The 12773-nt window shown below is 42.5% G+C and carries 12 protein-coding genes; 10 read left to right on the top strand and 2 right to left on the bottom strand.

From position 1 onward, the window contains the following. Positions 1-13: 13 nt before the first annotated feature. The gene (gene rsuA, locus AN214_RS07225) at positions 14-721 is read left to right on the top strand and encodes a 16S rRNA pseudouridine(516) synthase RsuA (RefSeq protein WP_054979128.1); all 708 of its coding nucleotides are present in this window, start codon (positions 14-16) and stop codon (positions 719-721) included. Between the two features lie 233 nt (positions 722-954). Continuing rightward, positions 955-2583, top strand: a complete 1629-nt coding sequence (locus AN214_RS07220; RefSeq protein WP_054979096.1) for a methyl-accepting chemotaxis protein — start codon at positions 955-957, stop codon at positions 2581-2583. A gap of 22 nt (positions 2584-2605) precedes the next feature. Here the strand turns inward: AN214_RS07220 and yjjG are convergent, their stop codons facing one another. Next, on the bottom strand, positions 2606-3298 hold the full coding sequence (gene yjjG / locus AN214_RS07215) for a pyrimidine 5'-nucleotidase (protein ID WP_054979095.1): 693 nt from the start codon (positions 3296-3298) through the stop codon (positions 2606-2608). Positions 3299-3310: 12 nt separating this feature from the next. After that, positions 3311-3853, bottom strand: a complete 543-nt coding sequence (yjjX, locus tag AN214_RS07210; RefSeq protein WP_054979094.1) for an inosine/xanthosine triphosphatase — start codon at positions 3851-3853, stop codon at positions 3311-3313. Between the two features lie 140 nt (positions 3854-3993). Here yjjX and gmk point away from each other — a divergent pair, with 140 nt between their 5' ends. The 8 genes from gmk (at position 3994) to recG (ending at position 12773) form a co-directional block, all read left to right on the top strand. Beyond that, positions 3994-4617 carry a guanylate kinase gene (gene gmk / locus AN214_RS07205; RefSeq protein ID WP_010561049.1) on the top strand — a complete coding sequence of 208 codons (624 nt, stop codon included), beginning with the start codon at positions 3994-3996 and terminating at the stop codon, positions 4615-4617. A gap of 77 nt (positions 4618-4694) precedes the next feature. After that, positions 4695-4973, top strand: coding sequence for a DNA-directed RNA polymerase subunit omega (rpoZ, locus tag AN214_RS07200; protein WP_010561050.1), 279 nt, complete (start codon positions 4695-4697; stop codon positions 4971-4973). A 153-nt stretch (positions 4974-5126) separates the two neighbouring features. Then, the gene (spoT, locus tag AN214_RS07195; protein WP_054979093.1) at positions 5127-7232 is read left to right on the top strand and encodes a bifunctional GTP diphosphokinase/guanosine-3',5'-bis pyrophosphate 3'-pyrophosphohydrolase; all 2106 of its coding nucleotides are present in this window, start codon (positions 5127-5129) and stop codon (positions 7230-7232) included. A 15-nt stretch (positions 7233-7247) separates the two neighbouring features. After that, entirely contained in the window at positions 7248-7640 is a 393-nt protein-coding gene (locus AN214_RS07190; protein WP_010561052.1) for a RidA family protein, read from the top strand. A 113-nt stretch (positions 7641-7753) separates the two neighbouring features. Continuing rightward, positions 7754-9361, top strand: coding sequence for a DUF342 domain-containing protein (locus AN214_RS07185; RefSeq protein WP_054979092.1), 1608 nt, complete (start codon positions 7754-7756; stop codon positions 9359-9361). A gap of 8 nt (positions 9362-9369) precedes the next feature. Next, positions 9370-9828, top strand: a complete 459-nt coding sequence (asnC, locus tag AN214_RS07180) for a transcriptional regulator AsnC (protein ID WP_010561054.1) — start codon at positions 9370-9372, stop codon at positions 9826-9828. Positions 9829-9906: 78 nt separating this feature from the next. Next, a complete protein-coding gene (gene trmH / locus AN214_RS07175; RefSeq protein WP_054979091.1) occupies positions 9907-10605 on the top strand; it encodes a tRNA (guanosine(18)-2'-O)-methyltransferase TrmH in 699 nt (232 codons plus the stop codon). Between the two features lie 50 nt (positions 10606-10655). Then, positions 10656-12773, top strand: coding sequence for an ATP-dependent DNA helicase RecG (gene recG, locus AN214_RS07170; protein ID WP_268795488.1), 2118 nt, complete (start codon positions 10656-10658; stop codon positions 12771-12773).

Below are 12773 nucleotides of genomic sequence, written 5' to 3'. Positions count from 1 at the left end.
CACTGCCATGACGATTAAATTTCCTTGCCGCCTTGATAAATTTTTAAGCCATTTTGCTGAAGTGCCGCGCTCAAAGGCAAAGATTGGTATTAAAAGAAAACACGCAACAATTAATGGCGAGGTGATAATCAAAGCCGATACACAAGTAACCCCTGATGACGCTGTTACTTGGTATGGAGAAGAAATCACAGCTGTGGGTGAGCGCTATTACATGCTAAATAAACCCGAAGACTTTATTTGCGCCAATAGCGATGAAATGCATCAAACCGTCTTTGATCTACTCGATGAACCTATGATGGATAAACTCCATGTTGCAGGACGACTCGATATCGACACGACAGGGCTTGTGTTAATTACGTCAGACGGCGATTGGAGCCACAAAATCACTTCACCGCGCCATCAAAAATACAAAGTGTATTTAATTGAAACAGAACAACCAATTACAGATGAAATGTGCGAACAGCTAACTAATGGCGTGATGTTACATGGTGAAAAAAGTGCAACTAAGCCAGCTGTTGTTGAAAGACTTGCTGATTACTCTATGCGCCTTTCTATTTACGAGGGTAAATACCATCAAGTTAAACGCATGTTAGCTGCTGTTGATAACCGCGTAGTGGCACTTCATCGTGAAAAAATTGGTACTGTGGCACTTGATCCAAACTTAGCACCTGGTGAATACCGCCCACTAACCCAACACGAGATTGAAACAATTTCCAGTTAGTAACACTACTTTGGGAACATGAAATTTAACCATCGATTAACGCTTGATTAAACATTAATGAGCGGTTAGTGTTTAATCAAACGGTATCTAAGAATTGATTAAATAAAAATTAAATCTCAACAAAATTAATCAATTCCTCTCTCACTTTGCATACCACAACAGGATGGCGCTAACAGCAGCTTAGTAACGGCGCTATGATGTACCACTTATAAAGGTAGATGTGAGGGAAGCCTATGAATTCACTAACCTTAAAGAATAAAATAGTCATTTTTACGGTTGTTTTATTTCTCTCGCTAATTTCACTTGCTGGGCTTGGTTTAAAAGCCTTACGACAAGCCAGTGAAATGGACAATATTGCCCGTATTAACCAACTAATGAAAAGCACGGTTAATATCGTCAACCAATTTGAACTCGCCAGCAAAAATGGCACGTTAAATGAAGAACAAGCAAAACAACTCGCCACACAAATGCTCAGAGAAAACAAATACCACGACTCTGAATACGTTTATGTAGTAGACAAGCAACTCAACTTTGTAGCCACGCCACACGACCCTCAACTGCATGGCACAAGTTTCAACGACTTCAAAGATGCCAGTGGTGGCAGTATTGGCGCTATGGTTGAACGTTTAGTTGGCAATAAAACCGGACAAATCATTACCTATCACTGGGATTCTGAGCGCGAAGGCGAAGTGGTCGACCTTACGTCTGTCGTGCAAAAAACAAAAGATTGGGGCTGGTACATAGGCACTGGCATTAGCTACAAAGAGGTAGACGAGCGATACTGGCAAACCGCAAGTTGGCTACTTACCTTATCTATTTTAATCGCAGTTGTGTTATCAGTCTTACTTGCCAAATTTGGTTTAGATTTAAGTAAATCTTTGGGTGGTGAAATTAACCATGTGCAATCAGCCGTAATGAGCGCCTCACGCGGTAACCTGAAAACCACTCATGCATTTCAAAGCGCAGATGAAAACAGTGTTGCCGGAGCAATTAACTATATGCAACTTGGTTTGCAAGAAGTGGTTGGCGGCATCAAAAATGTATCTGATGCACTACAAGATGAAGTACACGCTTCTGAAACGCGCTCGAAAGAACTCGATCACCTCACTAATTCAATGAGTAAAGAAACCCATGTGGTTGCCTCTGCGATTACCGAACTAACCGCATCCGCCGCAACGGTCGCCGACCACGCTGAGCAAGCGGCGTATTCAGTAAAAGAAGCTGAAGAACAAGGCAAAAGCGCGAATATTCTTACTCAAGAAGCAGCTAAAACAATTGAGCTGCTGGAAAAGCAAATTGAAAATGCAGGCGATAATATTCAAACTTTAGATGACGAGGTTAATAACATCGAAAGCGTGTTAAGCGTAATCCAAGGCATTGCTGAGCAAACCAACTTACTTGCCCTTAATGCGGCAATTGAGGCAGCCCGTGCAGGCGACCAAGGACGCGGTTTTGCGGTTGTTGCCGACGAAGTACGTCAGCTAGCGCAACGCACCCAAGCCAGCACTGAAGAAATTCAACAAATGATTGCTAAATTACAATCGGCAACCAAAGATGCCAAATCATCGGTAACGCAAAGTATTAGCACCAGTGAAGAAACAGTTACCAAATCACAAAAAGCTGCCGAAGAACTTACGCGTATTGCCGAGTCGCTCTCGGCGATTACGGAAATGAGCCATCAGATCTCAGTTGCAGCAAAGGAGCAGCTGCAAGCTGGTGAAGATACAGCGCAGCGAGTGGTGCATATATCTGATACCGCTGAAAATACCGCGCGTGTTTCACTCGATGCGCATAAAGCGACAGATCAAATTAAATCATTTACTAAAAATCTGGAAAAAGAAATCGCCAAATTTGAAGTATAACGTTAATTCAAAGCCGAAAGCACTAATTGCTTTCGGCTTGTAATGAGGTAATCAGGTTATACAAACCTGTTAAGCAGTTCACTTGATAGGTCGCACCTACCGTATCTAATTCTTTATCACCAGCATGATTAATCCAGCAAGTATCAAGCCCCGCATTTTTACCACCTAGAATATCTGAACTCAACGTATCACCTACCATCAATACGTTTGATTTATCTGGATTGCCGAACAGCTGAAGCGCATGTTCGAAAATCGCGATATTCGGTTTTGCCACACCCACTTGCTCAGAGATAATGACATGCTCAAAAAAGTGAGTTAAATCAGTGCGAGCTAGGCGCACCTGCTGCAGTGCGGTAAAGCCGTTAGTGATAATCGCAAGCTTTGCTTTACCATGCAGTAACTCAAGTAATTTACGTGCCCCCGGCAAACACTGACAAATATCAGCCATGGCTTCAATAAATTGTTGATTGAGTAATTCTGGTGCCACATTTAACGTTTCACCCCAACGTGTGAAACGCGTTATTTGTAATTCTTTTGCGGTAATTGTGCCGTTTTGATAATCCACCCAAAGTGGCTTATTAACGACTTGAAACGCATCAAAATCAGATTTTTCAAATACGATATCGTAGTTTGAAAATAGCTGTTTTAAACCTGCAAATGCATCAAAATGAAACAAGGTTTCATCGGCATCAAAAACAATCCATTGGTACTTCATTAATTATCCAAGTTACAAATTAAACAGTTGTTGATTAACAAATGGTGCAAGCGCAGTAGTAATAGCCACAGTGTAAACGCTCTCTCGAGTGACTAAGTTATTAGTTAACAACGCCATTGCCCCGCCCTTTTGTTTAATATTCTCAGTGTCAAATAACCTATCCATTACATGACCCAGCTCTTCACCTTCGCAAAGCGCACGATAAACCACGTTTGGCATAGGTAAATTGCTACTGCGGCCGACCTGTACCTGCTGTTTGTTATCAATCACAATGTAAGCAAAGGTCGCAGGACCATAACTAAAGTTATCAACACCGCCTTCTATCGCAACATACCAATCAGCCTGAAAATGCGCTTTTGTGTAAGCAACTCGATTTTTTGCACCTAGTAAGGTTTCTTCTGCGGTCATTGGTTGGTCCGCCACCTCGGATGGCGCAAATACACCTTCACAGATAAATTCAATGTTTGGAAACATGGCAGAAAATGCATTGCTTACTGCGTTTATTTTTACGGGATTAGTCGACCCAACAATAATTTTTTGGCTTTCTTTACTCATTTCTTACAATTCTTTGTCAATTAAAAGTCGCCTATCGCTTTCTAAATGCGCTGCGAGTTTTTATAATATCGCCATTGTGCTGACTGCCTACTGAATTAGCAAGTCGGTGGTTTAGCGAAACTTATGTTTTAGGAAAGATTATGAGCCAAGCTCGTGGTAATTTGTTTATTTTGTCAGCACCTTCTGGTGCAGGTAAATCAAGCCTTATCAACGCACTATTAGAACGCCATAGCGATATGAAAGTATCGGTATCACACACCACACGCTCACCTCGTCCGGGTGAAGAAAACGGTGTGCACTATCATTTTGTAACGCAAGATGAGTTTAAACAAGTCATTGCTGACGATGGCTTTTTTGAGTGGGCACAAGTGTTTGATAACTACTATGGCACGTCAAAACAAAGTATTGAAACGCAATTAGCGAATGGTATTGATGTATTTTTAGATATTGATTGGCAAGGCGCGCGCCAAGTAAGAGAGCTTGTTTCAGATGTACGCACTATTTTTATTTTGCCACCATCAAAGCAAGAACTTGAAGCGCGTTTAAATAGCCGAGGCCAAGACAGCGCCGAAGTCATCGCGAGCCGAATGGCAAAAGCACAATCAGAAACCTCTCATTACAATGAATACGACTATCTCATCGTGAATGATGATTTTGATACTGCACTTTACCAGTTAGAAACTATTGTCTTTGCCTCACGCTTGGCACAAACTAACCAAACACATAAGCACCAGCAACTGCTGAACGACTTATTAGCGGATTAAATTAATCCAAGTATTGGCTATTTTCTTCGCATCAAGTAAACTACGCTTTTGCGAATAATAAATTTTTGGAGTGCCTGATGGCTCGAGTAACTGTTGAAGATGCAGTAGATAAGATTGGTAACCGTTTTGACCTTATTTTAGTTGCGGCTCGCCGTGCGCGCCAAATCGCAACTGGTGGCAAAGATCCTATGGTTGATGCTGAAAACGACAAACCAACTGTAATCGCACTACGTGAAATTGAAAAAGGTTTCATCACCAATGATTCTTTAGATTCACTAGAGCGTGAAGATCAGCAAAACCAAGAAGCGGCTGAGCTAGCTGCGGTTGCTGCTATCGTTGGTGGTGGTCACCAATAAGCAATAATTATTGCTCCCTACTCACGCTTTCCTTGGCGGAGTAGCTTTTCCAGCGACTGTTCGACTTTTTAATAAGAAACAGTCGTTGGCAATCCCTTCCAATTCATCGTATATTGTTATCAATTCCCCTCTATAGCTAGTATTGGAGCATCAATGTATCTTTTTGAAGGTCTTAAAAAGAACATCTCAGAATATTTAACGCCAGAGCAAGTTGAACTTGTGCAAAAGGCCTATGTGGTTGCGCGTGACGCACACGAAGGTCAAACACGTTCAAGTGGTGAACCCTACATCACTCACCCTGTAGAGGTGACACAAATACTTGCCAATATGCGCTTAGATCACGAAACCTTAATGGCTGCATTAATGCATGACGTGATTGAAGATACCGATTTCAGCCAACAAGACCTTGCTGAAATTTTTGGCGATACCGTTGCCGAACTGGTTGAGGGCGTTTCAAAGCTCGACAAACTTAGCTTTAAAGACCAAAAAGAATTCCAAGCAGAAAACTATCGCAAAATGATTATGGCAATGACGCAAGATATTCGCGTTATTCTTATCAAACTTGCAGACCGCACGCACAATATGCGAACACTTGGCGCACTGCGTCCTGAGAAACGTCGCCGCATTGCCCGTGAAACACTCGAGATTTTTGCCCCAATTGCCAATCGCCTTGGTATTCATGACATTAAAAATGAATTAGAAGATTTAGGTTTTCAAGCGCTTTACCCTATGCGTCACCGCGCACTAAAAAATGAAGTCACAAAAGCACGTGGCAACCGTAAAGAGATTATTCATAATATTCAAAATGAAATTATCTCGCGCATTGAAGAATCGGGCATTGAAGTTGAAGTATCAGGCCGCGAAAAACACCTTTATAGCATTTACCGTAAAATGCTAAATAAAGAGCTGATGTTTAACGAAGTAATGGATATTTACGCGTTTCGCATTGTCGCCAATTCAATGGACACCTGCTACCGCGTACTTGGGGTTGTGCACAACCTATACAAACCAATCGAAACGCGCTTTAAAGACTATATCGCCGTACCAAAGACCAATGGCTATCAATCTTTGCATACCTCGCTTGTAGGTCCTCATGGTATTCCCGTTGAAATTCAAATTCGCACCCATGAAATGGATCAAATGGCTGATAAAGGGGTTGCCGCACACTGGCTTTACAAAAAAGCGGGTGATAGTGCGGGTAATACGGCGCAGCAACGCGCTCGTCAGTGGATGCAAAGCTTACTTGAATTACAACAAAGTGCAGGCTCATCATTCGAATTTGTTGAAAACGTTAAAACAGAACTTTTCCCTGAAGAGATTTACGTATTCACGCCAGATGGTCGCATAATTGAATTACCAATGGGCGCCACAGCGGTCGATTTTGCCTACGCAGTTCACACCGACGTTGGTAACACCTGTGTTGGCGTGCGGGTGAATAGAAAGCCTTACCCACTAAGCGCCGCGCTTGATACCGGCCAAACGGTTGAAGTTATTACTAGCTCAGGTGCTCACCCTAATGCGACTTGGCTTAACTTTATTGTTACCGCAAAAGCGCGTATGGGCGTGCAAAAATACCTTAAGAAGCAAGAGCACGAAGAAGCACTGCAATTAGGCCGTCGCCTTTTAGATTCAGCACTTGGCGAGCACCATTTAAGCGATGTAAGTGAAGAAGCGCTGGCACGCACAGTGGAAGAACATAATGTTGATTCACTGGATAAACTATTAATAGAAATTGGTTCAGGTAACATTTTAAGCCTACTTGTCGCAAAGCGTCTGCTACAAGAACAAGGCGAAGATGTTGGCGAACTAAATCACAACAAAAAAGCAGCCATTATTGGTACTGAAGGGATGTTAATTAACTACTCTAAGTGCTGTCGCCCTGTTCCTGGTGATGAGATTGTTGCGCATATTAGCCAAGGTAAAGGCCTTACTGTTCATCGCCAAGAATGTAAGAACATTCGCGGTTGGCAACAAGAGCGCTCTAAATATTTTGTTGTGAAATGGGAAGACAACCCAGAAAAAGAATATATTGCAGCACTACGTGTTGAAATTATAAACCACCAAGGCGCACTCGCTAAATTAACGAATTTAGTATCAACGACCGCGGCAAATATTGTTGAAATTAGTACCGAAGAAAAAGAGAGTAACTTATACCTAATCGATCTAGGTATCACAGTGAAAGACCGCATCCATGTCGCTAACATAATGCGCCGAATTCGAGTAATGCCAGATGTACAAAAAGTATATCGCCGAAAATAATTAAGAAGATAAATTATGACAAAATCAATTATTAGCACTGATACAGCACCTGCAGCAATTGGCACATATAGCCAAGCAGTAAAAGTAGGTACTACGGTTTACCTTTCAGGCCAAATTCCACTGGTTCCTGAAACAATGGAAATGGTATCAGACGATTTCACTGAGCAAACACATCAAGTATTTAAAAACCTAGTATCTGTATGTCAGGCTGCTGGCGGCGAAATTCAAAACATGGTTAAAGTAAATATTTTCCTAACTGACCTGTCTAACTTCGCAACCGTAAATGAAGTGATGAGCCAGTATTTTAACGAACCGTATCCAGCGCGCGCTGCGATTGGTGTTGCTGAACTACCAAAAGGTTCACAAATCGAAATTGATGGCATTTTAGAGTTACCATCAACTAATTAATTTAATTCATTAATAAAATAATGAAAAAATTAAATATAAAGGGCTGTTATGCCCTTTTTTTTATGCTAAAAAAACATGTATAGTTTGTTAATCATAATGGCCTAGGAGCTTAAGTGTTTACTCTTAATAACGAAAATCAAGTTGTACTGACAGTTTCTGAGCAAACGCCCATGCCGCCGAGTTCTGACTTTGTCTTCCAAGCACTCGCTAACTCTGAATTCGCCGATTGTTATGTTTTAACAAAAGAAGTGAAAGAAGCTTTTCGCGATCCCGATTTTGACGAACTGATTGTTGCGGAAAAACACGATGCAACACTGACTGTATCGGTCAGTGAAGACAAAATGGCTGCAACCGCCGTGTTAACCACTGCCTATGGCGGTGAATTGATGAGCATGGAACAGGCCGTTGAAATCATTAAACAAGCCAACATCACCCGCGGTTACAAACAAGTTTGGTTAGAGTCGTTACTAGGTAAGCAATTTGAGGCAATGCCTGGCAAAGAGCTCTCGATCGTAATTGCCAAAGGGCAAATTCCTGTTGCCGGTAAAAACGGTTCACTTGAAAAGAATGTACAAACTCTTGCCGACCGCGTTCGTCAACCGAAGCGCCGAGAAGATGGTTCTGTAGATATGCGTGATTTTGGCGCACTCGCCAGTGTAAAACCCGGTGATACCCTGATGACGCACCACTTTGCTACCTTAGGCAAAGACGGATTTAACGTACTTGGTGAAACACTAAAGGCCAAACCGGGCGATGAAGTAAAATTAATTGCAGGTGACGGCACTGAACTAAGTGGCACCGACGATAAGTACCTAGTTGCTACTATTGCCGGCGTTCCTGTTGATGACAAATACGGTATGCGTGTTGACGATGTATTTACCATTCCTAATGTAGACGTAAAATCAGGCCATATTGATTTTGACGGTTCAGTGATCATTACCGAGAATATTGAACCGGGTATGAAAGTAACCGCAAAAGGCGACATTACCGTATTTGGTAGCGTTGAATCTGCGGAGCTAAACGCCACAGGTAGCATAGAAGTTAAAGAAGGCTGTTTAGGTCACCACAAAGAGAACGATGAGCTTTCGAATAAAATTAGCTGTGAAGGCAACTTAACCATCAGCTACGCACAATATACGTATTTATCTGGCAATCAGGTTAAAATTAAAAGCCAGGCAAGCCACTGCCACATTAAAGCAAAAAATGAGCTAATGATCGGCAACCCTGAAAAAGGGGATGGCAAACTCATTGGCGGTAAAGTGCTTGATGCTAAAACCATGATTTGTGGTGAAGTGGGCACCGATAAAGGAGCACATACAGAAATTCACTTAGGTCATGCAGCTGTATTATTGAAAAACCGCACCGATGAAATTTTTGAACAAGTGCGGTTATGTAATCAGCAGCTAGAAGCGCTCGAGTCTGAGTTTGATAAAGCACTGTCTATCGAAGATGCCGATAAACAACAAAACCTGTTAATTGAAATCTCTGATAAGCAAAACCTTAACGAACAGTTAATTGAGTTACTGCCAAATAAAGCCGCCAAGCTAGAACGTGCCATTCATATGCTCCGTGATTACTGCTATCTCGAAGTACAAAAAGCACTACACTCAAACGTAGAGCTGCGTATTTTTAACAAAGTACTCAAAACGGCGCGCATTTATCCCCCCCTTACTGCACGTATCGATAAAAACAAAATCGAATTAGAGTTTAAAACAACCTAGCCAAAATTATGACCCAATACAAAATGGATAATCTCGACAAATCGATTCTGCACGCGTTGATGGACAACGCGCGCGTGCCTTATGCTGAGCTAGCAAAAAAGTTTGAAGTCAGTGCCGGCACAATTCACGTACGTGTTGAGAAAATGAAACAAGCCAATATTATTACGGGCACAAAAGTTTCTATTAACGAAAAAAATCTAGGTTACGACGTATGTTGTTTTATTGGTATTAACTTAAAAAATGCCAAAGATTATCCCGACACTATCAAGCGCTTAGAAGCGTTAGAAGAAGTGGTAGAAGCCTATTACACCACAGGTAATTACAGTATTTTTATTAAGGTTGTGACACGTTCAATTGATCACCTGCAAGACGTGCTAATCAATAAAATTCAGGCCATTGACGTAATCCAATCAACCGAGACCTTAATCTCCTTACAAAACCCAATTAACCGAGATGTAACGCCATAACATTTCACTGTGGTGCAGAATAATTGCGAGAGACACACCAGCTAGGTATAATCGCCGCGAATTTTCCGGAGAATAATCATGGCCGATAACCGTTACAAACGCGTAAAATCTGTACTCGACAAACGTCAACTTGATTTAACTGTGTGCTTAGACGAAGTGCACAAACATCATAACTTATCAGCAATTGTTAGAACCGCTGACGCCGTTGGTTGTCACCATGTTCATGCGGTTTGGCCAAGAGAACAGCGTCGTTTAACGAATAATACATCGGGTGGTAGTAAAAACTGGGTGGAAACCCATATGCACGATGATATTGATGATGCGGTAAAAGTACTTCGTGAACAAATTCCAGGCGTGCAAATTTTAGCGACAAACCTATCAGATAGCGCCGTTGATTTTCGTGAAATTGATTACACTAAGCCAACTGCCGTTATTGTTGGCCAAGAACGCGATGGTATTTCCGACAAAGCTCTCGCTCATGCGGACCAGCATATTATCATTCCAATGGAAGGCATGGTGCAGTCATTGAATGTATCCGTTGCTGCAGCGTTAATTCTTTACGAAGCCCAGCGTCAGCGCGAAAATGCAGACATGTATCAGCCTAATGACCACTTAGATAAAAACACTAAGCACACCCTGCTATTTGAAGGCTGTCACCCAATTATCGCGCAGCAGTGCCGCTTAAAAGGCCTGCCATATCCAGAACTTGATGACGAGGGTGAAATTGTGGCTGATGAAGCATTTTGGAATACCCTACGTTTCGTTAAAAAAGCCTAAGCCAAACACTGGTTATTTTTACAGTTATCTATTGCAACTTTAAACTTAACCTGTTAAAAACCAAGGACGGTAAAAACGAAAGGACAGCTATGGCAATTGATCTTGCCTCATACCCCATCACTGAACTGAAAGGTGCTGGGCCTAAAATTGCAGAGCGTTTAGCAAAGCTGCATATTTTTACCGTACAAGACTTACTCTTTCATTTACCGCTGCGCTATGAAGATCGCACTCGCATTTATCCTATTTGCGAGCTGCAAGCGCACTACCATGTCAGCATCGAAGCGACTATTGAAAATACCAATATCAGCTTTGGTAAACGCCGCATGCTTAATTGCCAAGTTAACGATGGCACAGGCAGACTAACCTTACGCTTTTTCACTTTTACCGCTGCGCAAAAAAATAATTTAACTGCAGGCAGCAGAATACGCTGTTTTGGAGAAATTCGCCGCGGTAGGAACGGCTATGAAATGGCTCATCCCGAATATAAAATCATCGATGAGAATGTCACAAGCCAAGTTGAAGAATCACTTACACCCGTTTACCCAACAACGGAAGGTTTAAAGCAGCTTTCACTACGCAAACTGAGTAATCAGGCTGTAGCTTTACTAGAGCGCTATGATATTCAGGAGTTATTGCCGGCTCAGTACCAACCACAAGGGTACAGCTTAAAAAAAGCCTTGCTAACGCTTCACAAACCGAGTCCTGAAGAAAGTACACTCTTGCTTGAGCAAGGGCTTCACCCTGCTCAGCAACGACTCGCATTTGAAGAAATACTGGCGCAAAATTTAAGCCTCTTAAAACTGCGTGCCAAAGGACAAGTGCATCAGGCGGTAACCTTGCCACCAACCAATTCTCTTGAGCCACAACTACTTACCCAGCTACCTTTCCAACCTACTAATGCGCAACAGCGTGTAGTGGCAGAAATTAAACACGATCTGACTCAGCCCTACCCTATGATGCGATTAGTACAAGGCGATGTTGGTTCGGGAAAAACGTTGGTAGCGGCAATGTCAGCACTTACGGCAATTAGCCAAGGTTATCAAGTTGCCTTAATGGCACCTACCGAGATTTTAGCCGAGCAGCACGCTAACGCTTTTCGAGCTTGGTTTGAACCATTAGGCGTTAAAATTGCGTGGTTAGCGGGGAAAACTAAAGGTAAAGAACGCACTGTAACACTTGAGCAAATAACCTCCGGTGAAGCGCAAATGATTGTCGGCACGCATGCGTTATTCCAAGAACAAGTGAGCTTTAATAATCTCGCACTGATTATTATTGATGAGCAACACCGTTTTGGCGTGCACCAACGTTTAGAGTTACGTGAAAAAGGCCGTAATGGCAATTGCTACCCACACCAGTTGGTTATGACCGCAACCCCTATTCCACGCACCTTAGCAATGACCGCCTATGCCGATTTAGAAACATCGATTATTGATGAATTGCCACCGGGCAGAACACCTATTACAACAGTGGCTATTCCTGATACCCGCCGCCAAGACATTATTAACCGTGTACAGCAGTCGGTGCTGCAAGACAAGCGTCAGGTTTATTGGGTTTGCACGCTAATAGAAGAATCTGAAGCATTGCAATGTCAAGCTGCAGAGGATAGCGCAAAAGAATTAGCGAAAGCGCTACCCGATGTTGCTATCGAATTAGTTCACGGCCGTATGAAACCAAGTGAAAAACAATTCATCATGTCGGAGTTTAAAGCGGGAAAAATAGACGTACTAGTTGCTACAACCGTGATAGAGGTTGGTGTTGATGTACCTAATGCCAGCTTGATCATTATTGAAAATCCAGAACGCTTAGGCCTTGCTCAACTACACCAATTACGCGGCCGTGTTGGCCGTGGCTCAGTCGCATCGCATTGCGTACTACTATATCACCCTCCGCTATCTAACACAGGTCAAAAACGCTTAGGAGTACTGCGCGATAGCAATGACGGCTTTGTCATTGCAGAGCGAGATTTAGAGATCCGTGGACCCGGCGAAGTGCTTGGTACAAAACAGACGGGACTTGCCGAATTTAGAATTGCTGATCTTGTGCGAGACAAAGCACTAGTAGAACAAGTTAGGCCCGTCGCTAAACGCTTTTTAACTGAACATAACGACCTTGCTGAGCAAATTATTGCCCGTTGGCTGCCCGATAAAGAACATTTCGCACAGGCATAA

This window comes from Pseudoalteromonas sp. P1-9, assembly GCF_001399975.1.
GTDB lineage: Bacteria > Pseudomonadota > Gammaproteobacteria > Enterobacterales > Alteromonadaceae > Pseudoalteromonas.
The sequence above is the reverse complement of the archived record's forward strand: the minus strand, read 5'-3'. Positions and strand labels throughout refer to the sequence as shown.